The organism is Stutzerimonas stutzeri (assembly GCF_024448715.1).
Classification (GTDB): domain Bacteria; phylum Pseudomonadota; class Gammaproteobacteria; order Pseudomonadales; family Pseudomonadaceae; genus Stutzerimonas; species Stutzerimonas stutzeri_AR.
On sequence record NZ_JAMOHZ010000001.1, the window covers coordinates 297,765 to 323,387 of the forward strand.

General features: G+C 60.2%; 16 protein-coding genes. 6 read left to right on the forward strand and 10 right to left on the reverse strand.

Translation table 11 applies throughout. The features are described 5' to 3' along the window. Nucleotides 1-91: 91 nt before the first annotated feature. From ligD to NAV33_RS01305, 4 genes are all read right to left on the reverse strand, one after another. Entirely contained in the window at nt 92-1,009 is a 918-nt protein-coding gene (gene ligD, locus NAV33_RS01290; RefSeq protein WP_255976114.1) for a DNA primase small subunit domain-containing protein, read from the reverse strand. A gap of 18 nt (nt 1,010-1,027) precedes the next feature. After that, nucleotides 1,028-2,029, reverse strand: coding sequence for a Ku protein (locus NAV33_RS01295; RefSeq protein ID WP_255976116.1), 1,002 nt, complete (start codon nt 2,027-2,029; stop codon nt 1,028-1,030). 22 nt (nt 2,030-2,051) lie between these two features. Next, nucleotides 2,052-2,909 carry an SDR family oxidoreductase gene (locus NAV33_RS01300; protein ID WP_255976118.1) on the reverse strand — a complete coding sequence of 286 codons (858 nt, stop codon included), beginning with the start codon at nt 2,907-2,909 and terminating at the stop codon, nt 2,052-2,054. 102 nt (nt 2,910-3,011) lie between these two features. Continuing rightward, the gene (locus NAV33_RS01305; protein ID WP_255976120.1) at nt 3,012-4,028 is read right to left on the reverse strand and encodes a zinc-dependent alcohol dehydrogenase family protein; all 1,017 of its coding nucleotides are present in this window, start codon (nt 4,026-4,028) and stop codon (nt 3,012-3,014) included. A gap of 265 nt (nt 4,029-4,293) precedes the next feature. Between NAV33_RS01305 and NAV33_RS01310 the strand changes: the two genes are divergently transcribed. The 5 genes from NAV33_RS01310 to NAV33_RS01330 all read left to right on the forward strand — a co-directional run bounded on the left by NAV33_RS01310 (nt 4,294) and on the right by NAV33_RS01330 (nt 12,698). After that, nucleotides 4,294-5,211: a LysR substrate-binding domain-containing protein gene (locus tag NAV33_RS01310; protein WP_255976122.1), complete on the forward strand. Its 918-nt coding sequence runs from the start codon at nt 4,294-4,296 to the stop codon at nt 5,209-5,211. Between the two features lie 365 nt (nt 5,212-5,576). Then, nucleotides 5,577-6,806: a multidrug efflux RND transporter periplasmic adaptor subunit MexE gene (gene mexE / locus NAV33_RS01315; RefSeq protein WP_255976124.1), complete on the forward strand. Its 1,230-nt coding sequence runs from the start codon at nt 5,577-5,579 to the stop codon at nt 6,804-6,806. A 114-nt stretch (nt 6,807-6,920) separates the two neighbouring features. Next, nucleotides 6,921-10,091 (forward strand): efflux RND transporter permease subunit, encoded by a 3,171-nt coding sequence (locus tag NAV33_RS01320; RefSeq protein ID WP_255976126.1) that lies wholly within the window; start codon nt 6,921-6,923, stop codon nt 10,089-10,091. Beyond that, nucleotides 10,088-11,491 (forward strand): efflux transporter outer membrane subunit, encoded by a 1,404-nt coding sequence (locus tag NAV33_RS01325; protein WP_255976128.1) that lies wholly within the window; start codon nt 10,088-10,090, stop codon nt 11,489-11,491. The genes NAV33_RS01320 and NAV33_RS01325 overlap by 4 nt, the downstream gene beginning before the upstream one ends. A 214-nt stretch (nt 11,492-11,705) precedes the next feature. Beyond that, nucleotides 11,706-12,698, forward strand: a complete 993-nt coding sequence (locus NAV33_RS01330) for a TRAP transporter substrate-binding protein (RefSeq protein ID WP_336605346.1) — start codon at nt 11,706-11,708, stop codon at nt 12,696-12,698. A gap of 68 nt (nt 12,699-12,766) precedes the next feature. Here NAV33_RS01330 and NAV33_RS01335 read toward each other — a convergent pair whose 3' ends face one another. The 4 genes from NAV33_RS01335 to NAV33_RS01350 form a co-directional block, all read right to left on the reverse strand. Continuing rightward, nucleotides 12,767-14,233 (reverse strand): efflux transporter outer membrane subunit, encoded by a 1,467-nt coding sequence (locus NAV33_RS01335; protein WP_272887178.1) that lies wholly within the window; start codon nt 14,231-14,233, stop codon nt 12,767-12,769. Then, a complete protein-coding gene (locus NAV33_RS01340; protein WP_255976979.1) occupies nt 14,230-17,334 on the reverse strand; it encodes an efflux RND transporter permease subunit in 3,105 nt (1,034 codons plus the stop codon). Before NAV33_RS01340 ends, NAV33_RS01335 begins: the two co-directional genes overlap by 4 nt. 100 nt (nt 17,335-17,434) lie before the next feature. Further along, nucleotides 17,435-20,515, reverse strand: a complete 3,081-nt coding sequence (locus tag NAV33_RS01345) for an MdtB/MuxB family multidrug efflux RND transporter permease subunit (RefSeq protein ID WP_255976130.1) — start codon at nt 20,513-20,515, stop codon at nt 17,435-17,437. Continuing rightward, nucleotides 20,512-21,756 (reverse strand): MdtA/MuxA family multidrug efflux RND transporter periplasmic adaptor subunit, encoded by a 1,245-nt coding sequence (locus tag NAV33_RS01350; protein WP_255976131.1) that lies wholly within the window; start codon nt 21,754-21,756, stop codon nt 20,512-20,514. Before NAV33_RS01350 ends, NAV33_RS01345 begins: the two co-directional genes overlap by 4 nt. A 283-nt stretch (nt 21,757-22,039) precedes the next feature. Between NAV33_RS01350 and NAV33_RS01355 the strand changes: the two genes are divergently transcribed. After that, on the forward strand, nt 22,040-23,506 hold the full coding sequence (locus NAV33_RS01355) for a lipid II flippase MurJ (RefSeq protein ID WP_255976132.1): 1,467 nt from the start codon (nt 22,040-22,042) through the stop codon (nt 23,504-23,506). A gap of 132 nt (nt 23,507-23,638) precedes the next feature. On the opposite strand, the gene NAV33_RS01360 is transcribed toward NAV33_RS01355, so the two are convergent. Together NAV33_RS01360 and tpx are read right to left on the reverse strand one after the other, a co-directional pair. After that, on the reverse strand, nt 23,639-24,817 hold the full coding sequence (locus NAV33_RS01360; protein ID WP_255976981.1) for an NAD(P)-dependent oxidoreductase: 1,179 nt from the start codon (nt 24,815-24,817) through the stop codon (nt 23,639-23,641). Between the two features lie 301 nt (nt 24,818-25,118). After that, a complete protein-coding gene (tpx, locus tag NAV33_RS01365) occupies nt 25,119-25,619 on the reverse strand; it encodes a thiol peroxidase (RefSeq protein ID WP_255976133.1) in 501 nt (166 codons plus the stop codon). Between the last annotated feature and the right edge of the window lie 4 nt (nt 25,620-25,623).

A 25,623-nucleotide genomic window follows, 5' to 3' on the forward strand; every position in this document is an offset into this window, starting at 1 on the left:
TCCTGCAGCGGGACGGACGGGCCGGCGTGGTGTTCGCTACACTAGTGGAAGGCTAGCTGGAGATCCGGGTTTAGAAAGGCCACCTGTCGCGTCAGTTACCGGTGAGGTCTTTGAGCAAACGTGCGGAGATCGTCTGCCTGGTCGATGCATAGTCGGACCAGGGGTCCATGCTTTGCGAATCCAACCGCTCGTGCAGGTTCAGGATGTTCCACTGATCCGCACCGGTAATCTGCTCCAGTTCCTCGCGCATGATCGGGACCGAGACCGGCAAGCCTGGCCGTGCGCGAGCTGAATAAGCTGCCACGGTACTGGCGCCACGCTGGTTACGCAGGTAGTCGACGAAAATCTTGCCGACCCGGTTCTTCGGCCCCATTTTTCCGGCAATCCGTTCGGGCGCCTCGGTGGCCAGACGCAGCGTCACGCCGCGGGCGAATTCGTTGATGCAATCCCAGCTCTGGCGACGCTCGATCGGCACCACCACATGCATGCCGCGCCCGCCGCTGGTCTTCAGAAATGCCTTGAGTCCCAATTCGCCAAGCAGGTCCAGCGTCATACGGGTCGCTTCAATCATCCGCGTCCACGGCAATTCCGGGTCCGGGTCCAGGTCGAACACGATCCGGTCCGGGCGATCGATACGGTCGCTGCGAGTATTCCAGGTATGAAATTCGATAGTGCCCATCTGCGCCGCCTCGACCACTGCCGTGACGCTGTCCGCCTGGATGAGGCGCGCGTGTTCAGGGTCGAGAGATTTATCCAGTACGCGCATATGCGGCATCTTCAAACGGCCGCAGTGACGCTGGAAAAAGCTCTCGCCGCCCACACCTTCGGGAGCGCGAACAATGGAGAGCGGTCGATTGGCCAAATGCGGTGTTATCCAATCGCCTACCGCCAGATAGTACTGAGCGAGCTGCAACTTGGTGGCGCCACTGCGCGCATCAATGATCCGCTGCGGGCTACTGATGCCGATACCGCCCACATCGGGGCGGCTTTTGCCGGATTTTTCTGGCACACGGAGCTCCCGTCGAGGTCAGCTGGCTTTCTTGGTACTCGATTTCGTCGCGGTGCTCTTGCGAGTAGTCGATGACTTGCTGCCGGACGCCTTGCTAGCCGTCGACTTGGCAGCAGGCTTGGACTTGGTGCTGGCGGCGGTTTTGCTCGTTGTGCGCTTGCGTGGCGCGGCCTCTTCTGCCTCGTCCGAATCGTCGACTTCCTCTTGGGGTGCCGCCTTTTTCGCGGAGGGCTTTCCTGCCAGGCTGCGCTTGAGCAGTTCGGTCAGGTCGATGACATCGGCGCTGCGGCGATCGACCGCTTCCTCCGGCCCGCCCACAGCTTCGATCTTGCCTTCGCGGGCCTTGGTTTCCACCAGGTCCATGATCTGGTCCTGAAACGTGTCTTTGTACTGGTCGGGATTCCATTCGTCGCTCATGTCCTCGACCAGTCGCTTGGCCATGTCCAGCTCGCGCGGGTTGAGGTCGGCATTGAGCGCTTCGTCCTTCATCTCAAGGTATTCCAGCCCCCGTACTTCCTCAGCCCAACGTAGCGTGTTCATCACCAGCGCCTTGCCCAGAGGCATCACCACCGCCAGGTGCTGTTTGTTGCGCAGCACGACGTTGGCGATACCGACTTTGCCAGTCTGGATCAGGGTCTCGCGCAACAGCGCATAGACCTTCTCACCACGTCGGTCAGGCGTCAGGTAGTAAGGCGTGTCGATATAGAGGAACGATATGTCCTTGGCATCCACGAAGGCGACGATATCCACCGTCTGCGTCGCTTTGGGGTGCGCTGACTTGATTTCCTCATCGCTTATCACGACGTAGTGACCCTTCTCGTACTCGACGCCTTTGACGATGTTTTCGCTGTCGATGTCTTCGCCGGTGGTTTTGTTGATGCGCTTGTAGCCGACCCGGTCCATGCTGCGCTTGTCCAGCCAATCGAAGTCGATCCCGGTGCGGGTAGTGGCGGGCACCAGCGCGACGGGAATATGAACCAGACCGAAACTGACGGCACCCTTCCAGATCGTGCGAGGCATATCGTTACTCCTATGGCGTGGCTTAGCCGTTGACCACCGAGCCGCCATTGATGTGAATCACCTGGCCGCTGACATATGACGAATCGCTGCTGGCTAGATAGACATAGGCCGGGGCCACTTCTTCGGGTTGGCCGGGACGCTTCATCGGCACGTTCGCGCCGAATTTCTCGACCTTGTCCGCGTCGAAGGTCGACGGAATCAGCGGCGTCCAGATTGGACCTGGTGCTACGCCATTCACGCGGATGCCGCGCTCGGCCAGGTTCATCGACAGCGAGCGGGTGAACGCCGTGATGGCGCCCTTGGTTGCGGAATAATCGAGCAGCTGCGGGCTACCCTTGTAGGCCGTTACCGAAGTGGTATTGATGATGGACGCACCCTGCTTGAGGTGGGCCAGCGCCGCCTTGGTCATTTGGAACATGCCGAAAATGTTGGTGCGGAAGGTCTTCTCCCACTGCTCTTCGCTGATGTCTTCCAGACTTTCCTGCGGATGCTGTTCGGCGGCGTTATTGACCAGGATGTCGAGCTTGCCGAACTTGGCCCGCGTCTCGTCGATGACCTTGCGACAGACCTCGCGATCAGCCACGTCGCCGGCAAAGGTCAGGCATTGACGGCCATGGCTTTCGACTACGCGGCGGGTTTCGTCAGCGTCCTGGTGTTGATCGAGATAGAGAATCGCCACATCGGCGCCTTCCCTCGCGAACAATACGGCTACGGAACGACCGATGCCGCTGTCACCGCCGGTAATGATCGCTACCTTGCCCTGCAGCTTGCCGGCTGCCTTGTAGTCTTCGCCCTTGAACTCCGGGCGAGGATTCATCAAGCCTTCTTTACCGGGTTCGGGTTGTTCCTGAGGCGGCAGCGTCTGCTTTTCTTCGGCCATGTAGATTTCCTCCGTCAAGGTGAATTACCTGTCTTCGGAGGACTTGAACGGTGAGGGAAAAGTTTCTATGAAGCGATGAGAGGCCCCTGCGCAGGGCCTGTGTTACTCGACGCCAAGCACCACCCGTCCGCGCGGAACGCCGCTCTCGACGTACTGGTGGGCGGCAACCACCTCATCGAATGCGAACACCTTGTCGACTTGCGGCGTGATCAGCCGGTCGGCGGTGAGCTGGTTGATATGCAACAGCGCGCGCTGGACCGCGTCACGATTCTGTTCAATACCCATTTCCGGCTGGCCGGTGAAATCGCACAAACAATGAAGGAAGAATTTGAAATTTTTCTTGAACGCCGCACACGCCGGAAAAGCTGTCTCGTTGCCGCCGTTCAGTCCATAAAGAATCAGCTTACCGCGCGGCGCGATGACATCGCCCAGGAGCTTCATCTGAGACCCCCCACAGGCGTCGAGCACCACCTCGACGCCCGTGCCAGCGGTGATTTTTTGCAGCCGGCCGACCAAGTCTTCCTCTTCGGTGGCGATCACCGTTTCGGCACCCAACTCACGCAGGAAATCGCGATCTTCGGCCGTATCGCACGTGGCGATCACCCGCGCACCCAATGCCTTCGCCACCTGGACAGCGGTCGGGCCGGTGCAATGGCGAGCTTCGGTTATAAGGACATACTGCCCCGGTTCGAGTTGCGCCAGTTCAACCAGCGCAAAGTAAGCCACCAGCGCTGGCGTGTAGTGGATAGAGGCTTCGATCGGACTGAGTATGTCGGGATAATGAACGAGCGAAGTGTGCGGTAGCAGCACGCGCTCGCCATAGAGTGGGTACTGGTTGAGGTCATGCGCTGGAAAGCTTGCCACCCGATCACCCACCGTGAAGCCATCCACCTCGTCGCCGACGGCCAGTACTTCGCCGGCGATCTCGCTGCCCAGCCCCGCCGGCAGCCGCGCGTGGCGTGGCGCGAGATCTTGCCGCCAAAGCACGTCGTTCCAGCTGATGCCGATAGCGCTCACGCCGATAAGCACTTCGCCGGGACCCGGACGTGGCACGTCCTGCTGCTCGTAGCGCAGAACTTCGGCAGGGCCGAACTGATGGAAACGGATGATGCGGGACATTGAAAGACCCCTCGGTTACTACTGTATTAGTGACTCTATCTGCACTGCCGACACAACTCCAGCCGCGATTCCCGCATTCCGCTCGATAGTCGCCATGCGCGGGAATGATGATGCTTTGTATGTAAATCCGAATCACGACCTGCAGGTTTGTGTAATTGCAAAGCGGAAATGGACATGCCGGCGTCACGCCGATCTGTCTAGAATGCAGGCGCAACCTTGAAGGTCAGCCACGCCCTTTGTCTGACCACAGCTTGAAGTGAATGGCATGAATCGCAACGACCTTCGCCGCGTGGATCTGAACCTGCTTATCGTCTTCGAAACGTTGATGCACGAGCGCAGCGTGACCCGAGCGGCTGAAAAACTGTTTCTCGGCCAGCCAGCAATCAGTGCCGCACTGGCGCGCCTGCGCACGTTGTTCGACGATCCGCTGTTCGTGCGCACCGGCCGCAGCATGGAACCGACCGCTCGCGCGCAGGAAATTGCCGGCCTGCTCTCACCTGCGCTGGATTCGATTTCCACAGCGGTCAGCCGCGCCTCGACTTTTGATCCAGCCACAAGCGAACTGGTATTTCGCATTGGCCTGACGGACGAGGTCGAATTCGCCTTGTTGCCTCAGTTGCTCCGACGCATACGCGCCGAGGCGCCGGGTGTGGTGCTGGTCGTGCGGCGTGCCAACTATCTATTGATGCCTGGCCTACTGGCATCCGGGGAAATCTCAGTAGGCGTCTGCTACACCGTGGAGCTGCCAGCCAATGCCAAACGCAAGATCTTGCGCCGGCCGAAACCGATGCTGCTGCGCGCCGACAGCATTCCTGGCCGCATGGCCATGGAGGACTACTGCTCGCGCCCACATGCCATGGTCTCTTTTGCTGGAGATCTGAACGGTTACATCGACGAGGAACTGGCGCTGCATGGCTGCAAGCGCAAGGTGGTGCTGGCGGTCCCGCAGTTCAACGGGCTGGCGAGCCTGCTGGCGGGTACCGATCTGGTTGCCACCGTGCCGGACTACGCCGCTGCGGCCCTGGCCGCCAATGGTGGGGTCCGTGCAGAGCCACTGCCATTTGAGACCAGCCAGGACTTCGAGCTGTCCATGGCCTGGCGCGGCGCCCAAGACAACGACCCCGCCGAACGTTGGCTGCGCTCGCGTATCCAGATGTTCGTTGGCGATCCGGATAGTCTCTGAAACAACCCGAATCGCGATGGGTTTCATCCATCCTACGGGGCGGATCACCGTTACCTGAGGCCGATGGGGTTCTGCTTCAGCCCACCAGACCTGCGGATTCACCCATTGTGGTGGGCTAAAACGGAACGCCGCCCGGCCCACCCTACTGTCTGATCGTCGTCTTCCGTAGGGTGGGCTTTAGCCCACCACAGCCGAGGTCGAGCTGAAACGGGAGCGCCGCCCGACGCCCGTACTCTCTCGCCATTGATGAAACGATCTGCAACATCATTGCGAGTGATATCCATATTCGCCTCGTTCGATTTCTGCATTCAGAGGCTGCCCCGCACACTCCCGCCATCGATAAAAACGAGTTGCGGAGTCAAGGCATGGAACGTTCACTCAAAGCCCTGCGTTACCCATTGGTTGCGGTTGTCGCTGCCCTTGTTGGCGCCTGCGGGCAAGCACCTGAAGCCACCGAAGCGGCGATGCCGGCGCCGGCTGTCAGCGTCGCTGAAGTCATCGAGCAGCAAGTCACCGAATGGGACGAGCTCACCGGGCGCCTGGAAGCACCCGAGTCGGTCGAGATCCGCCCGCGGGTTTCCGGCTTCATCGATAGGGTCGCGTTCGAGGAAGGCGCACTGGTCAAGAAAGGCGATCTGTTGTTTCAGATCGACCCTCGCCCGTTCGAGGCTCAGGTAAAACGCCTGCAAGCCGAGTTGCAACAGGCACGCGCCACGCAGCAACGCACCGCCAGTGAAGCCCAGCGCGGCGAGCGGCTACGGGCCAGTAATGCGATTTCCGCTGAACTGGCTGACGCTCGCGTCAGTGCCGCCAGCGAAGCGAAATCCGCAGTTGCGGCAATACAGGCGCAACTGGAGGCAGCCAAACTGGACCTCAGTTTCACCCGCGTCACCGCACCGATTAACGGTCGTGCAGGTCGCGCCATGATCACCGCCGGCAACCTAGTCAACGCTGGCGAGGCGTTGCTCACCACACTGGTTTCCACTGACAAGGTCTACGCCTACTTCGAGGCGGACGAGCGTACCTACCTAAAGTACCGCGAACTGGCCCGCGAAGGCGAACGCGGCGAGGCGACGCCCGTTTACCTCGGACTTTCCAGTGAGGACGGTCACCCGCACCTCGGTCACATGGATTTCATCGATAACCAGGTCGATCCGCGTACCGGCACCATCCGCGGGCGCGCCGTGTTCGACAACCGTGATGGGCACTTCACGCCGGGTCTTTATGCGCGGATGAAGCTGGTTGGCAGCGCCACCTACGATGCAGTGCTGATCAAGGACGTGGCGGTGGGAACCGATCTGGGCAAGAAGTTTGTGCTGGTGCTTGGCGAGGACGGCAAGGTGAATTACCGCTCCATCGAACTGGGACCGAAACTCGAAGGGCTGCGCATTGTCCGCAGCGGTCTCAATGAAGGCGAAACCATCGTCGTCAACGGCCTGCAGCGTGTCCGTCCGGGCAATACGGTTGCGCCAGAAACCGTGCCCATGGCAGACGCCGATACCCTCGCCGCGCTCAAAGAACAGCATCGCGCCATCACCGCGGCGTTCAAGACCGAGGTGGTCGATCGCAGCGTGCCGCGACGCCCCAACAGTTAAAACAGATAGCAGCTGAGTTAGCGCAGCAGCCAGTCGACAGTGCGCCTCGGCGCACACCCCGAAAACCGATTCCGTCAGGGTGCGTGATGCGCACCCTCTCCCCCGGAGTGCGTCATGAATTTCTCTCAATTCTTTATCCAGCGGCCGATTTTCGCGGCGGTGCTGTCGTTGATCATCCTGATTGGCGGCGCCATCTCGCTGTTCCAGCTGCCCATCAGCGAATATCCGGAAGTAGTGCCGCCTACCGTCGTGGTGCGCGCTAACTTCCCCGGCGCCAACCCCAAGGTGATTGGCGAAACCGTCGCCTCGCCGCTGGAACAGGCCATCACTGGTGTTGAAGGCATGCTCTACATGTCGTCCCAGGCCACCGCCGACGGCAAGCTGACCCTGACCATCACCTTCGCCCTGGGCACTGACCTGGACAATGCCCAGGTGCAGGTGCAGAACCGCGTGACGCGTACCATGCCGACTCTGCCCACCGAGGTGCAGCGCCTCGGCGTGACGGTCGACAAGGCCTCGCCGGACCTCACCATGGTGGTCCACCTGACCTCGCCGGACGAGCGCTACGACATGCTCTATCTGTCCAACTACGCTGCGCTGAACGTCAAGGATGAGCTGGCGCGTCTGGACGGAATCGGCGACGTGCAACTGTTCGGCATGGGCAACTATTCCTTGCGCGTTTGGCTCGACCCGAACAAGGTCGCCTCGCGCAATCTCACTGCGTCCGATGTAGTCAACGCTATCCGTGAGCAGAACCGTCAGGTCGCGGCCGGCTCGCTGGGTGCGCCGCCAGCACCGGGGGCGACTGATTTCCAACTTTCGATCAACACTCAGGGCCGACTGGTCACCGAGGAGGAATTCGAGAACATCATCATTCGCGCAGGCGAAGACGGCTCGATCACTCGCCTCAGGGATATCGCGCGCATCGAACTGGGGTCCAGTCAGTACGCCCTGCGATCACTGCTGAACAACCAGCCCGCCGTCGCCATCCCGGTATTCCAGCGCCCCGGCTCCAATGCCATCGAAATCTCCGACTCGGTGCGGGCGCGCATGGCCGAGCTGAAAAAGGATTTCCCTGAGGGCGTGGACTACGAAATCGTCTACGACCCGACCATTTTCGTTCGCGGTTCCATCGAGGCGGTGGTGCACACGCTACTCGAGGCCATCGTGCTAGTGGTGCTGGTGGTGATTCTGTTTCTGCAGACCTGGCGTGCCTCGATCATTCCGCTGGCTGCAGTACCGGTGTCGCTGATCGGTACCTTCGCCGTCATGCACATGCTCGGCTTCTCGCTCAATGCGCTGTCGCTGTTCGGCCTGGTGCTGGCCATCGGCATCGTGGTGGACGACGCCATCGTCGTAGTGGAAAACGTCGAACGTAATATCGGCCTCGGCAAGTCGCCGGTGGAAGCCACCAAGCAAGCCATGAAGGAAGTGACCGGTCCCATCATCGCCACGGCCTTGGTGCTCTGCGCGGTGTTCATTCCGACTGCGTTCATTTCCGGTCTCACCGGGCAGTTCTACCAGCAGTTCGCGTTGACCATCGCCATCTCTACCGTGATCTCGGCGTTTAACTCGCTGACCCTGTCGCCGGCGCTTGCCGCCGCACTGCTGCGCAGCCACGACGCGCCTAAGGACGGCTTCTCGCGCTTGTTGGACAAGCTCTTTGGCGGCTGGCTGTTTGCGCCGTTCAACCGAGTGTTCGACCGGGCCAGCCATGGCTATGTTGGCGCGGTGAAACGCATCCTGCGCGGTAGCGGCATTGCCTTGGTGGTGTATGTCGGCTTGGTGGGCTTGGGGTACATGGGTTTCGCCAGCACACCGACCGGCTTCGTGCCGCCGCAAGACAAGCAGTACCTGGTCGCTTTTGCGCAATTGCCGGACGCCGCCACGCTGGATCGCACCGAGGATGTGATCAAGCGCATGTCGCAGATCGCCAGCGAACATCCGGGCGTGGAGAACACCGTGGCATTCCCGGGCCTGTCGATCAACGGCTTCACCAACAGCCCCAACAGCGGCATCGTCTTCACACCGCTCAAGCCGTTCGACGAACGCAAAGACCCGTCGCTTTCGGCCAACGCCATTGCGGCAGATCTGAATGGGCAGTTCTCGCAGATCCAAGACGCCTTCATCGCCATCTTCCCGCCGCCACCGGTTCAGGGTCTGGGCACCATTGGGGGGTTCCGCATACAAGTGCAGGATCGCGGCAACCTCGGCTACGAAGAACTGTACAAGCAGGTCCAGAACGTCCTAGCCAAGAGCGCCGAGTATCCTGAGCTGGCCGGGCTGTTCACCAGTTATCAGGTCAATGTGCCGCAAATCGATGCCGATATCGACCGGGAAAAGGCCAAAACCCATGGTGTGCCGATCGATCAGATTTTCGACACCATGCAGGTCTACCTCGGCTCGTTGTATGCCAACGACTTCAACCGCTTCGGTCGCACCTATCAGGTCAACGTCCAGGCCGAACAGAAGTTTCGTCTGACGCCCGAGCAGATCGGCCAACTGAAAGTACGCAACGACCGTGGCGAAATGGTTCCGCTGTCGACCTTCGTCAAGGTCAGCGACAGTTCCGGTCCGGATCGCGTGATGCACTACAACGGCTTCCTTACCGCTGAGATCAATGGAGCAGCTGCGCCGGGCTACAGCTCCGGTCAAGCCGAAGACGCCATGGAGCGCTTGCTCCAGGCCGAGTTGCCGAACGGCATGAGCTACGAGTGGACTGAGCTGACCTATCAGCAAATTCTGGCCGGCAACACCGCGATGTTCGTCTTCCCGCTCTGCGTGCTGCTGGCGTTTCTGGTATTGGCGGCGCAATACGAGAGCTGGAGCCTGCCGCTGGCAGTAATCCTGATCGTGCCGATGACGCTGCTGTCGGCCATCACCGGCGTGATCCTCTCGGGTGGTGATAACAACGTGTTCACTCAGATCGGCTTGATCGTGCTGGTAGGCCTGGCGTGCAAGAACGCCATCCTCATCGTCGAGTTCGCCAAGGACAAGCAGGAAGAAGGCATGGATCGGTTGGCCGCGGTACTCGAAGCCTGCCGGCTGCGGCTGCGCCCGATCCTGATGACCAGCTTCGCCTTCATCATGGGTGTGGTGCCACTGGTGTTGTCCAGCGGTGCCGGTGCCGAGATGCGCCATGCCATGGGCGTCGCGGTGTTCAGCGGGATGCTCGGCGTGACTTTCTTTGGGCTGCTGTTGACCCCGGTGTTTTATCTGGTGATTCGCGCTTTCGTCGAAAAGCGCGAGGAGAAAAAGGCTGTACTGAAGGAGATTCATGCATGAAGGCTGTTATCACCGCCCCGCTCCTGCTAGCCGCGATATTGGCCCTCAGCGCCTGTGCGGTGGGCCCCGATTACCGTACGCCGGAAACGGCTCCAGCAGAGATCGACCAAGCCGCCGCAGAAGACTTCGACCGCTCACGGTTCGAATCCGCCTGGTGGCGCCAGTTTGAAGACCCCACTCTGGATGCGTTGGTCGGTCAGGCTTTGGCCGAAAACCGTGAGCTGCGCATCGCCTTCTCCAGGTTACGTGCGGCACGCTCGATTCGCGACGACGATGCCAATGATCGTTTCCCAACGGTAACCGCTGGCGCTACCGCCGAATACGGTGAAGCCCAGCAACCCGGTTTCAGTGAAGAGCGCAGCAACATCGAGCGCTACGACCTGGGTCTGGACATGGCCTGGGAGCTGGATTTGTTCGGGCGCATCCAGCGGCGTATCGAAGCCAGCGAAGCACAGACCGAAGCCGCCGAAGCCGAGCTCTATCAGCTGCAAGTGAGCCTGATCGCCGAACTGGTCGATGCCTATGGACAGCTTCGTGGCGCCCAGCTGCGCGAGCGCATCGCTCGGGAAAACCTGGACAATCAGCGCGACTCGCATCGGCTGACCGAACAATTGCGCGACGCCGGCATAGGGAGTGAGCTCGATGTTCTGCGCGCCGATGCTCGTTTGGCCGCCACCGAGGCCAGCCTGCCGCAATTTCAGGCGGCCCAAAGCCGTGCGCGCAATCGCATCGCCACTCTGCTCGGCCAGCGCGCCGATCAGCTCAGCGTCGATCTGTCGCCACATGAACTGCCGGCGATTGCCAAAGCTTTGCCGATTGGCGATCCCGGCGAATTGCTGCGCCGTCGTCCAGACATCCGGGCGGCAGAGCGCCAGTTGGCCGCGGCCACCGCCAACGTTGGCGTCGCGACGGCGGACCTGTTTCCGCGGGTGAGCCTGTCGGGTTTCCTCGGCTTCATTGCCGGGCGCGGATCGCAGATTGGTTCCAGCGCTGCGCAGGCCTGGGGAGTCGCACCGAGCATCAGTTGGGCGGCATTCGACATGGGTAGCGTACGCGCCAGATTGCGCGGTGCCGAAGCCGATGCCGAGGGTGCGTTGGCCAATTACGAACAGCAGGTATTGCTCGCACTGGAAGAGTCTGAGAACGCCTTCAGCGACTATGCCCGCGCCCAGGAACGACTGCTGTCGTTGCTACGCCAATCAAGCGCCAGTCGCGCCGCGGCGCAGCAGGCTGAGATCCGCTATCGCGAAGGAACGGTAGACTTCCTTGTGCTACTGGACGCCGAGCGTGAACGGCTCGTCGCCGAAGACGCCCAGGCACAGGCTGAAGTCGAGCTGTATCGCGGTGTCGTCGCGCTCTACAAGGCCTTGGGCGGCGGTTGGCAGCTAGCGAACAGCTGACTTCCGATGGCCCTGCGTCGCCGCTTTGCGACGCAGGGCGGCGATTCATACTGGCAAACTGTGATCTATTCCCGCTCCTGCTCTTTCAATTATGAATTTTGCGAAAAAGCGCTTTAGGTGGTTCGGCTTATTTGGCATAACGTCGCGTTGAAGCTCAATCGCATCCGGTTCACGGATGCAATGCCAACCAACCAAAATAAAGAGCCTTTCAATGATCAAGCCGATCATCACCCTCGCCGGACTGATGCTGGCACTGACCGCGACAACGGTCGAAGCAGAGCCGATAGTCATAAAGTTCTCCCACGTCGTCGCCGAAGAAACCCCAAAGGGCAAGGGCGCCCTGTTGTTTAAAAAACTGGTCGAAGAACGCTTGCCGGGCCAGGTGATCGTCGAGGTCTACCCAAACTCCACGCTGTTTGGCGATGCCACCGAACTGGAAGCTCTGAGCAACAACGAAGTCCAGCTACTGGCACCCTCGCTGGCCAAGTTCGAGAAATACACCAAACAGGTGCAAGTGTTCGACCTGCCTTTCCTGTTCGACGACCTGGAAGCCGTCAACCGCTTTCAGAAGCGCGCCAAGGGGCGTCAGCTGCTGCGCTCGATGGAAAAGGAAAATATTACCGGCCTGGCCTACTGGCACAACGGTATGAAGCAACTGTCGGCAACCAAGCCGCTGCGCCTACCAGGCGATGCCACCGGACTAGCGTTCCGCATTCAGCCTTCTGCGGTGTTGGAATCACAATTCGCTCAAGTGGGGGCGCCTACTAAAAAGATCGCTTTTGCCGATGTCTTCGCCTCACTGCAGAACGGCACCGTCCAAGGCGCGGAAAACCCCTGGTCGAATATCTACAGCAAGAAGATGCATACCGTGCAGCCTTACATCACCGAGAGCAATCATGGCGTGCTCGACTACATGCTGGTGAGCAACACGCGCTTCTGGTACGGCATCCCACACAAAATTCGCACCGAACTTGAAGGCATCATCGACGAGGTAACCTACGAGGTTAACCGTGCGGCCGAAGAAGCCAACCAAGCCCATCGCGAGCGCATTCGCCAAGCCGGCACCTCGGAAATCATCGAGCTGACCCCAGCAGAGCGCGAAGCCTGGCGTGAAGCCATGCGACCGGTATGGAAGGAGTTCGAGCCGGTTATCGGCGCCGACATCATCAAGGCGGCACAGACGGTGAATCGCAAACAGCGTCACTGAGCTACCGTCATCAGCAGAAAAAAACCAGGCCTCGGCCTGGTTTTTTCATTCCTGAATAACGCTGTCTGTTAAAGATCCGGCTCGCTCTCGAGCTGTTCGATAGTCCAGCCACCACCCAGTGCCGCAATCAATTGCACGCTGGCAGTCAGGCGGTCACCCAGCAGCGTGAGATTGGTGCGCTCGTTGTTCAGTGTGGTGGTCTGTACAGTCGCCACGCTGAGGAAGTCGACGGTACCCGCGCGGTACTGGTTTTCGATCAAACGCAGCGACTCTTGCGCCGCTTCCAGTGCTTCGCGCTGTACGACCGCCTCCTCGGCCAGAACCCGCAGTTGCACCAAGTTGTCCTCGACTTCACGGAAGCTGTCGAGGACTGTCTGACGATAGTTCGCCACGGTCTGGTCATAGCTGGCTTCGGCCTGCTCCAGCTCGGCGCGCCGGCTGCCGAAGTCGAGCAGCGTCAGCGCCGTTTGCGGGCCCAGCGACCAGAAGCGGTTGGGCAGGCTGATCAGGTCGCTGAAGCTGCTGTTGCGATAACCGCCGCTGGCGCTCAGGGTCAGGTCCGGATACCAGGCCGCCTCAGCCACGCCGATCTGGGCATTGGCGGCGATCACCTGGCGTTCGGTCGAGGCGACGTCCGGCCTACGCTCCAGCAACTGCGATGGCAATGCCAACGGCACCTCAGGCAGTTGCGGAATATCGCTACGCTCAGCAATGTTCAATTCCGATGGCGGCACGCCGATCAGCACCGCGATGGCATGTTCCATCTGCGCACGTTGCCATTGCAGATCAATCGCCTGGGCCTGGGTGCTTTTGAGCTGGGTCAGCGCCTGGCTGACGTCCGACTTCGGCACGATACCGGCCTGGTACTGGTTTTCGGTCAGGCGCAGCGAGCGCGCGAACGCCTCGACGGTCTGATCCAGCAGCCGTTGTTGTTCGTCCATCACACGCAACTGTAGGTAGGTCTGAACCAGCTCGGACTGTAGGCTCAAGCGGACTGCCGCGAGATCCGCCGCACTCGCTTGCATGTTGGCGCGATTGGCCTCGAGATTACGCCGCAAACGCCCCCATATGTCCAACTCCCAAGAGGCGTCGAGGCCGACCTCGTAGCTCTCGCTCACACCGCTACTGCTACCGAAGTCCTCTGAAAACGAGCTATTGGAAGAACTGCTGCCCTGCCCCCCGCGCGAGACGCCACCACTGGCCCCCACGATGGGGAACAGCTGCGAACGCGCGCCACGCACCAGCGCTCGTGCCTGGCGATACTGAGCGTCCGCTGCCGCCAGGTTCTGATTGGAAACGTTCAGCCGCGCCACCAGCGCATTCAGTTCGGTATCGCCATAGAGCGTCCACCAGTCACCACGCTGCAAGACATCAGCCGGCGCCGCGGCCTTCCAGCCTTCAGCTTGCTTGAATTCAGCTGCCATTGGTAAATCAGGCCGCTGATAGTCGGGGCCGAGCGTACAGGCGCCCAGTGAAAACGCCATGGCCACCAGGGCCAGAGGACGCATGGGGTGTTTCAAATGCAACGAACTCATAGCGGATTTTCCAGTGCAGCATCGGTGCGTACACCGCGCCAGCTGTTGAAACGATGACGCGCGCGGTCCAGGTACAGATAGACCACTGGCGTGGTGTAGAGGGTAAGGATCTGACTCAGCAGCAGCCCGCCGATGATGGTCAAGCCCAGCGGCTGACGCATCTCGGCTCCTTCGGCGCCGCCCATCAGCAACGGCAGCGCGCCGAGAATGGCGGCCATGGTGGTCATCAGAATCGGGCGGAAACGCAGCAGACAGGAGCGACGAATCGACTCTTCCGGAGACAGCCGATCGTTACGCTCGAATTGCAGTGCCAGATCGATCATCAGGATCGCGTTCTTCTTTACCACGCCGATCAGCAGAAACAACCCAAGCAGGGAAATCAGACTGAACTGCTCGCGCGTCAGAATGATCGCCAGCAGTGCACCGACACCGGCCGATGGCAGCGTAGAAAGAATCGTCAACGGATGGATGTAACTTTCGTAAAGAATGCCGAGCACGATGTACACCAGTAGCAAGGCACCAAGAATCATCAACGGCTGGCCTTGCTGAACGGACTGGAAGACATCGCCGGTGCCGCCCAGACGCCCCTGCACCTCGCTGGGCATGCCAATGGCGGCCACTGCACGCTCGATGGCCTGCGTCGCCTGATCGAGACTGACACCCGGCGCCAGATCGAAATCGATATTCTCCGCGGCGAACTGCCCCTCATGGCTGACCCGATCCTCTTCAAGGCTGCGCTCGTAGCGTGCAAAGGCCGCCAGCGGCACCCTTCGACCGTCGCTGGTGATGACGTTGATCTGCTCCAGCACCTCAGGATGCTGGGCATAGGCCGGATCGATCTCCATCACCACCTGATACTGGTTGAGCGACTCGTAGATGGTGGAAATCTGCCTTTGGCTGAAGGCGTTGTTAAGCATGGTCGTGACCGTGCTCATGTCGATACCAAGCCGCTTGGCCGCATCACGATCGACCTTCAGGCTGATCTGCTGTGCACCCTCGCCTTCGTTGGCATCGATGCTGGTCAGCTCCGGCAAGGCCATCAGCGCCCGTGTCACTTGCGGCAACCATGTACGCAGATCTGCCAGGTCGCTGGCCAGCAAGGCGTAGGAGTACGCCGAGCTGCTCTGCCGGCCACCGCCGAACTGCAAGTCTTGGTCGGCCATCAGAAACATGCGCCCGCCCGGCACCTTCGGCTGATTTTTGCGGATGCGCTCGATCACCTTCTGTGCGGAAATCTTGCGCTCCTCCAATGGCTTGAGCCGGACGATCATAAAGGCGTTGTTGATGCCGCCCTGCCCGCCGATGAAACCTGCCACGCTTTCTACAGCCGGATCCGCCAGGACGGCCTTGCGATAGATTTCCATTTTCGGCTGCATGACCTGGAACGACAGGCCATCGTCGCCGCGGATAAAGCCCGTCAGCTGGCCGGTGTCCTGCTGCGGCAGGAACGTCTTGGGCACTTGAATGTAGAGGACGACATTGAGGGCGATGGTCGCCAGCAGCGTCAGCAAGGTGATTCGGCGGTGGCGCAGCGCCCAACTCAGGGAACGATCATAGTGGCGCAAAAGCCATTGATGAGCGTCGTGGCTCCAGCGATGCAGACGACCATCATGTTCGGGCTGATGCGGTCTCAACCAGCGCGCACAAAGCATGGGGGTCAGCGTCAGCGACACCAGTAGCGAGACCAGGATGGCCGCCGCGAGGGTGACGGAAAATTCACGAAACAACCGCTCGACAATGCCGCCCATGAACAGAATCGAGATGAACACCACCACCAGCGAGAGGTTCATCGACAACAGCGTGAAGCCCACTTCACGGGTGCCGATATAAGCCGCACGCATCGGCGGGATCCCCTCATCGATGTGCCGGGCGATGTTCTCCAGCACCACGATGGCATCGTCCACCACCAGACCGGCGGCGAGGATGAGAGCCATCAGCGAGAGCACGTTGAGCGAGAAGCCGAGCAGATACATGACCGCGAAGGTGCCGACCAGCGACACCGGCACCACCAATGCCGGTATCAGCGCGGTGCGCAGTCGGCCGAGAAAGAGAAATACCAACACGATGACCAGGCCCACAGCGATCAGCAGTGTCCGCTCGGCCTCATGCAAAGTCGCGCGGATCACTGGCGAGCGATCCATCGCCACCGCCATGTTGACGCTGCCGGGCACGATTGCCTGCAATGCCGGCAGCTCGTTGCGAATGCCTTCGATGGTTTCGATGATGTTGGCGCCGGCCTGTCGGTTGATCACCAACAGCACGGCACGGTCATTATTGAAGAAGCCGTCGTTATAGCGATCCTCGACGCCATCCCGGACCTCGGCGACGTCGCTCAGGCGCAACGCTGCACCGTCCTCGTAGCGGATGATCAAGGGCAGGTAATCGGCAGCCTCGTGCAGCTGATCGTTGGCCTGCACCTGCCAATGGCGATTGTCGTCCTCGACCATGCCCTTGGGCCGCCGCACGTTAGCCGAAGCGATGGTTTCGCGCACCTCATCGAGCGATACGCCGTATTGCTCCAGCTGTTGCGGTTGCAATTCCACTCGCACCGCCGGCAGTGAGCTCCCGCCTACCTGCACTTCACCGACTCCTGGCACCTGCGACAATTTCTGCGCGAGCACCGTGGAGCCGATGTCGTAGAGCTGGCCTTTGTCGAGCACTTCGGAAGTGAGCGACAGCACCATGATCGGCGCCTGCGACGGGTTGACCTTGCGATAGGTGGGCATGCTGCGCATACCGCTGGGCAATAGATTACGCGCCGCGTTGATCGCCGCCTGAACCTCCCGCGCAGCGCCGTTGATGTCCCGATCAAGGTCGAACTGGATGATGATCCGTGTCTGGCCCTGGCTGCTGCGGCTGCTCATCTGGTTGACGCCAGCAATGCTGCCGAGCGACCGCTCCAGCGGCGTCGCCACGCTGGATGCCATGATCTCGGGGCTGGCGCCGGGTAGGCTGGCCTGTACCGTAATGACCGGAAAATCCATGTTCGGCAGTGGCGATACCGGCAGCAGTCCGAAACTGACCCCGCCCAACAGCAGGATCGCCAGGCTCAGCAACATGGTCGCCACCGGACGGGCAATGAAAGGTGCGGACAGGTTCATCGCGCAAAAGCCGCTGGAGACTGAACGCTGGAGGCTGGACGAGCCGGCAGCGCCGAGCGCTTTAGCCACCCTGCCATCCTACGGGCTGGCCGCGAACCGGTCATACACCCACCTCTTGCCCTTTCACGTTTTTCCGGGCAAACCGCTGGCCCAGTCGATCGAAGAACAGATAGATCACCGGCGTGGTGAATAGCGTCAGCAACTGGCTCAACAGCAAACCGCCAACAAGCACCAGGCCCAGCGGCTGACGCAGCTCGGCACCGGAACCCGACGCAAGCATCAGCGGTACCGCGCCGAACAATGCAGCCAGAGTCGTCATCAGGATCGGGCGGAAACGCAGCAGCGCGGCCCGGTAGATCGCATCCTGCGGGCTCATGCCTTGCTGACGTTCGGCCTCGAGGGCAAAGTCGATCATCATGATCGCGTTCTTCTTGACGATGCCAATCAGCAGGATGATGCCGATGATGGCGATCAGTCCCAGGTCGTTACCGGTCAGCAACAGCGCGAGCAAGGCGCCAACCGCCGCCGATGGCAGCGTAGACAGGATGGTGACTGGGTGAATGTAACTCTCGTAAAGCACGCCAAGCACGATATACATGGTCACCACCGCCGCCAGGATCAGCAGCAAGGTGCTCGACAGTGAAGCTTGAAAAGCTTCGGCGGCTCCCTGGAAGCGACTCTGAATACCCGCTGGCAATCCGATCTCGGCCTCGACCCCCTCGATGACGTCTACCGCTTTGCCCAGCGATACGCCGTCCGCCAGGTTGAACGATAGCGTCACCGCCGGAAACTGGCCGATGTGATTGATCAGCAATGGCGCGTTGCGCTGTTCCACCGTCGCCAGACTCGATAGCCGCACCGGCGTGCCGCCCTCACTTTGCACGAACAGCTGTTCAAGCGCCTGCGGACCAAGACGGCTGCCCGTCTCGGCCTCGAGCACCACGCGATACTGGCTGGCCTGGGTGAAGATGGTCGAAATCTGCCGCTGGCCGAAGGCGTCGTACAAGGCATCGGTTATTGCCGATATCTCGATTCCGAGGCGAGCGGCCGCATCGCGGTCAATATCCAGATAGATCTGCAGGCCATTGCTTTGTAAATCGCTGGCGACATCGGTCAGTTCGGGGCGCTCACGCAAGGCCGTCACCAAGCGCGGCGTCCATTCCTGCAACAGTTCGCCATCGGGAGATTCCAGGCTGAACTGGAACTGCGTACGGCTGACCCGGTCCTCGATCGACAGGTCCTGCACCGGTTGCATATACAGCTCGATGCCTGGCAGTTTCGCCAACTCCGGCCGCAGACGATCAATGACCTGACTCGCCGTGACATCCCGCTCACCGTGAGGCTTTAGGTTGATCAACAAGCGACCACTATTGAGGGTCACGTTGTCGCCATCGACGCCTATGTACGACGACAGGCTGGCCACCGCCGGGTCGGCGAGAATGACGCGCGACAGCGACTGCTGGCGCTCACTCATCTCCCGAAAGGAAATTGATTGTGGGGCTTCGCTGATGCCCTGGATCACACCCGTGTCCTGCACCGGGAAAAAGCCCTTCGGCACCGCCAGATAAAGCACGACGGTCAGTCCCAGCGTAGCCACGGCAACCAATAAGGTCAGGGTCTGGTGTCCCAACACCCAGGTCAGCCAGCGCGCGTATCCGCCGATGAGCCGTTCGACCCAGTCCGGTCCGGACTTCTCCGCCGTGGCGGGTTTGAGCAGCTTGGCGCACATCATCGGCGTCAGGGTCAGGGACACCACGAGCGAAATCAGGATGGCGACTGCCAAGGTGATGGCGAACTCGCGGAACAGGCGGCCCACCACGTCCTGCATGAACAGCAACGGAATCAGTACCGCGATCAGCGAAAGCGTTAGCGAGATCAGCGTGAAACCGATCTGCTTGGCACCTTTGAGGGCAGCCTGGAGCGGCGTCTCGCCCTCCTCTACGTGGCGTGCGATGTTTTCGAGCATGACGATGGCATCGTCGACCACGAAGCCGGTGGCGATGGTAAGGGCCATCAGAGTCAGATTGTTCAGCGAGAACCCGGCGAGGTGCATCACCGCAAAAGTGCCGACAAGCGACAGCGGTACGGCGATCGACGGGATGATCGTCGCTGATAGCCGTTTGAGAAAGACGAAGGTGACCATTACCACCAGAAACGTGGCCATCAGCAGTTCGTGCTGTACATCGGTTATCGCAGCGCGGATGGTCTGTGTGCGATCGGTAAGCACGACCACATCGAGCCCGGCCGGCATGCTCGCGGTGACTTCCGGAAGCAGCGCCTGGATGCGCTCGACCACCTCGATAACGTTGGCGCCTGGTTGGCGCTGGATGTTCAGCAGCACGGCCTGGCTTTCGTTGGCCCAGGCAGCGAGACGCTCATTCTCGGCGCCATCAACGATCTCGGCGACATCCTCCAGACGCAGCGTCGCACCGCCCTCGTACGCCAGGATCAGTTCAGCGTATTCCTCTGGCGTCTTCAATTGATCGTTGGCGTCGAGCATCGACACCCGCGTTGGTCCGTCGAAGTTGCCTTTGGGTTGATTGACGTTGGAACTTGTCACCAGAGAGCGGACGTCGGCGAGCGACAGTCCATAGGACGCAAGGGCTTCGGGATTGACCTGGATACGTACCGCGGGGCGCTGGCCACCGGCGATGCTGACCATGCCCACGCCGCTGACCTGCGCCAGTTTTTGCGCCATGCGCGTATCGACCAGATCATGAAGTTGCGGCAGCGAGAGGCTTTCCGACGTTACCGCCAGGGTCATCACCGGGGTGTCGGCTGGGTTGACCTTATTGTAGACCGGCGGAGCCGGCAGATCGTTGGGCAGTAAATTGTCCGCCGCATTGATGGCCGCTTGTACTTCCTGCTCGGCCACATCCAGCTCGACCTCCAGCGAGAAACGCAGGGTAATCACCGAAGCGCCACCAGAGCTGGTCGAAGACATCTGTGTCAGCCCCGGCATTTGACCGAACTGCCGTTCCAGCGGCGCGGTAACGGCACTGGTCATCACTTCAGGGCTGGCGCCGGGATACAGCGTCAATACGCGAATGGTCGGGTAGTCCACCTGCGGCAGAGCCGAAATCGGCAGCATGCGATAAGCGATCAAGCCCGCCAGCAGGATGGCGATCATGGTCAGTGTGGTTGCTACCGGCCGGAGAATGAACAGCCGCGAGATATTCATCGCGCTGAACGCTCCTTGTCACTCTGAGTATCGACCTTGGGATTTTCGGCTGCCTCTTCGGCGAGCTTCTTGCGGTCTACCACTTCCACTTCGCTGCCGTCACGCAGGCGGTCGGTGCCTTCCATGACGATCCGCTCGCCAACGCTCAGACCGTTGATAATGACTGTCTTCTCGCCGTTGCTCGGCCCCACTTCCAGCGTGCGCAGCTCGACCTTGGAATCTTCGCCGACCACATAGGCGTAATTGCCGCGCGAACCGAACTGCAGAGCCGCCGAAGGAATCAGGATGGCGTCATCCAGAGTCTCTACGCGCAGGCGGACGTTGACGAACTGATTGGGTATCAGCAGCTCTGCCTCGTTGTCGAAGCGAGCCTTCATTTTCAAAGTGCCTGTGGTCGGATCGATCAGGTTGTCGACGCTTTCCAGCACACCCTCGCCAAAGAGGATCCGCTCGCCACGGTCCCAGGCCTGCACCGTCAGTTCATCGCCGCGGCGAAAGCGGCTGATGACCGGTGGCAGTTCACCTTCTGGCAACGTGAAGCTGATCGCCATTGGCTGGGTCTGGGTGATGACGACCAGTGGCGTGGTGTCGTTGGCAGCGACAAGGTTGCCCTGATCCAGCTGTCTAAGGCCGACGCGACCATCTATTGGCGCGCGGATCTTTGTGAACTGCAGGTTCAACTTGGCTTCGTTGACCGCCGCCTGGTTGGCCGCAAGCGTCCCCTGATACTGATTGACCAACGCCTGCTGAGTATCGAGGGTTTGCTTGGCGATACTGTCTTCGGCGAACAATCCTCGATAGCGCTTGAGATCGACCTGTGCGTTCTGCAGCAACGCGCGGTTCTGCTGCAGCGTGCCTTCTGCCTGTTGCAGCGCCACCTCGTAGGGGCGCGGATCGATGACCGCAAGCAGATCGCCAGCACTGACTCGTTGACCTTCATCGAAACGCACGTCGACCAGCTCGCCGGCGACACGGCTGCGCACGTTCACCGTATTCAGCGGCGTGACGGTACCGAGTGCTTTGGAATAGACCTCGAATTGCCCCTGTTCGACCGATGCAACGCGCACCGGTGTCGGCCCAGCGAGCGCGCCGAAAGCGGCACGCCCGCCGCGCTGTGGCTGAGGTGTCTCGGATGCAGTTGGCCATAGCCACCAAAGCAGCAACGCAATAGCCGTAACCACGACGCCAATGATCAGCCAGCGCCGCGCGGAGCCGGTAGAAGAAGTGTTTGCCTCGGACATGAACTGGGTTCGCTTGGAAATGAGCGTGAACCATAAGCAGTCACGCCCCGCTCGCAAAGGGGATTTACGGCATTTTTACGTATCCGCACTTGTCCATGCCGATTGCGGGACCGTCAAGCGCGCTAATAACGCACAGGAACCATGTTTCAGTCGTTCAGTCTATGTATCGTCGCTAGGGCTCTGCCGCGCGCGATTCACGAAACTACGCTGGCGGTCCATTCAATCGGATGCGATATGCCGACTTCATCAGGCCACCCGATAATGGCCTGCACAGGATCAAGGAATGAACGCATCACTGATCATCCTGGCGTTGACTGTCGCCAGCTTTCTTCTCGGCTTCTTACGCGACCTGTTCATTGCCAAAGCCTTCGGCCTGAGCTGGGAAGCGGACCTTATCTTCGTGGCACTGATCCTGCCGATGTTCTTCGAGAACTTCCTCGGCCTCGCGCTTCGCGATGCGATGATCCCTTACCTGCAGAAATTACGCAGCCAATCTGAAGCCCTGTTCGAAACCGTGAGCCGCTGGCTTTACTGGCGTGTAATGCTTATGGGCGCCGCTGTAAGCACTATTGCCATCGTCGGCAGCTATTGGATTCTCAACCTGCTGGCGCCAGGTTGGTCGGACGCTCAGGTTGCCTCCGGGCAATTGGTGTTCTGCGTGGGTGCTGTGTTGATCGCGGTTCAGGCCGTACTGTATTGCCAGGGTGCACTGCTCAATATGGATGAGGTGTTCATCCTACCGATGGTGCGAACGGTACTACTCAATGCCGGCGCGATCATCGGCATCCTGTTGTTTCAACCCACCGGGATGGTGATATTTATTGGCATGCTGCTGCCCCAGTTGGCGTTGATCCTGGTGCAGCACCGACGTATCGCTTATCTGCGCGGAGGTGTCGAGGTCGAAGCGACCGGTCACGGTGGTGGCTTCGGCCTCGCATTCGCCCCGATTCTACTGGCCGCCGGCGCGCAACAGGGCTGCATTCTCGCCGAGCGGATGTTCGCCTCCTTTCTCGACGAGGGCAGCATCACGATGCTCTCGTTTGCGTTCCGCATCGTCACGATTCCGCTCACGCTTTATGCACTGTCGGTGCTTTCGGTGCTCTTCCCTCGCTTCGTTTCCAGTTGGAACGACGAAGATCTCAGCGGCCACGCCGTGGTGATACGCAAGGGGTTGCTGGCAACTCTGCTGTTTCTGGTCCCCGCCGCGGTGGTGCTCTGCTCGTTCCCCCAGACGGTTGTATCGGTGCTCTTGGAACGAGGTCAGTTCGGTGCCACGCAAACCGACGCCACGGCATCGCTGGTGATCCTGTATGCGCTTGGTCTCCCGGCGATGGGGCTGGCGCTGTTATGGGGGCGCGCCCTCCTCGCCCAACATCGGTCGCGGCTATTTTTGGCGATTACGCTGGTCAGCTCTGTACTGACTATCAGCCTCGATGCATTGCTCTACCGTCAATACGGTGCCGAAGGCCTTGCATTTGCGTTTTCCAGCGGAGCGGCGCTGCAGGCGATATTCATGGGACTGTACGTCTATCGGGCGTCGCCAAAAGGACTGGCTCTTAGCGTTCTCCTGCGTTGGGTGGCGACTGGCGCTGCAGTTGCCACCGCGCTGCACTGGCTCCCCGCCCCGCACGGCCTGCTCCAGTTGTGCCTGTACATCGCGCTGGTGTTATGTGCCTTTGCGGCAGGTGTGGTATTGCTCGGCGAGCGGGACCTGTTCAAACCGGCCTATTGGTCGATGAAGAAGACCTGACCGTACGGAGCTGCACGGTTGCTGGTTGTGCTACAGATCAAGCAACCGATGTGACGCGATTGCGGATTCAATCCAGGCGCAGAAACAACGAAGGCCGCATCAGCGGCCTTCGTTTGATTTGCACAACAGCCGTCAGCCGCCCATGACCATCATCCCGACCGACCCTGTCGGGCGCGCGTCCGCGCTATGGCTGACCGTCGCGACTCGCTCTGCACGCTGCTGCATGACGATCTCCAGCGCGCGACTCGGCAGAATGTCGACATCGTCAAAGGTGATCAGCTGCCCTGGCTCGACCGCACGCTTGAGTGCGGTCTTGCGCAACAGCCCGATCGGAACATGATCTGGATTCTGGTCGAGCTTGAGCGCCTCACCGCGGAACTGATAACCGCCGATACCGCGCTCGATCAGCTCACCGGGGCGCATGGCCCGCTTGGCGATAGCACCGACGCCTAGCGTCGGCGTGGTCGAGTTATTCAGCAACACGCCACCACCATTGAGCACGCGGCGCACGGTCTTGCCGACCTCCAGCGAACACAGGTGGAACGGACGCAGCAGCGTGTAATAGGGTCCTGGGCCGAGCTTGAAATATTCGACAGCAGCTCGCTGGTTGTCGTCATGCCCGCAGACCAGGAACACGCCCCCCGCCAGATAGCCGGAAGGAATCACGTAATCAACGAACGGCTGACCAAGGCGCTCGGCCATCATGCCCAGCAAATTGCCTGTTTCAGTCAGGTTGGTTGAAGCGAGCCCTTCCAGTCCCTGTTTGGTGATGGTCGCGCCGAGGCCGTTACCCACGATTGCCTGTTCGATCTGCACCTTGGTGCCGTCAGTGAATGAGGTCGTCTGGTCGATGCTAATGCCTTGACGCTTTGACCAGTAGGCCATGTCCTCTGGCGACGGATCATGGTTCAGATAGCCTTTCATATTGCCGTATACCAACGGCTTGAAGCCCATCATCAGGGCCTCCTCATGCAGTGCCGCCAACGACCCCGGCTGGTCGCCTTCAGCCTCGGTGATGAAGCCCTTGCCAGCAAGATAGGAGCCAGTAGTGACTTGCAATTCGGCATTGATCGTTATCACCGGCAGGCCGGCTTCGAAGGCACGCTCGATGACCTCGGTGCCATGGAATACGTCACCGCTGCACTCGACGATCAGGTCAGCGCTGTCGATCAGTTGGTCGATGGAATTGGTGAGGCGATCGGTCAGTGGGAAATCGGTAAAGGAGTTGAGCGGCCGACGGGTCAATACGCGGGAGATTTCCAGATCCTGGTAGTGCTGCTTGATCAACCGAACAAAACAGTGGGCGATCATTCCTGTGCCGGATACACCGATCTTTTTGACGCGCGAGGTAGACATAAGCGAATCCATTCAATGGGCAACGATGCTAGGACCGCGGCGAAAGAGAAAGATTTTGTAGGCAATTAATAAAGTCTGGCCTAAGGCCATCGTGATCGCAGCAATCTGTAGGGATGCGCTAAATGCAAGCTAAGCGCTGACAGGGGATTTCAGCCAATTGATAACGACAAAAAGGGATAAATGACTCAGCGTTATTTCTGTCGCCAGATTTGGAATGGCGAAGGAAACGGCGTTGCACCGCTTCCTATCAGTTGAGCTAGTTGAGCGATGCGATGGCAGCTTCGTAATCGGGCTCGGAACCAATTTCGGCGACCAGTTCGCTGTGCAGCACTTGGTCCTGTTCGTCCAGCACGACGACCGCGCGCGCAGATACGCCAGCGAGCGGGCCAGTGGCGATCAGCACACCGTAATCCTCGAGGAACTCGCGGCCACGCATGGTCGAAAGATTGACCACGTTCTCCAGGCCCTCGGCACCGCAGAAGCGCTTCTGGGCAAACGGCAGGTCGGCGGAGATACACAGCACCACCGTGTTATCCAACCCATTGGCTTGAGCATTGAACTTGCGCACCGAAGTGGCACAAGTCGGTGTATCGATACTCGGGAAGATGTTAAGAACCTTGCGCTTGCCGGAGAAGCTGCTCAGCGCAACATCAGCCAAGTCACCGCCAACCAAGCTGAACGGCTTGGCTTTCTGACCGACTTGCGGGACGGCACCAACAACCTTGATCGGGTTGCCTCTGTGGGTAATTTCAGTCATGTGA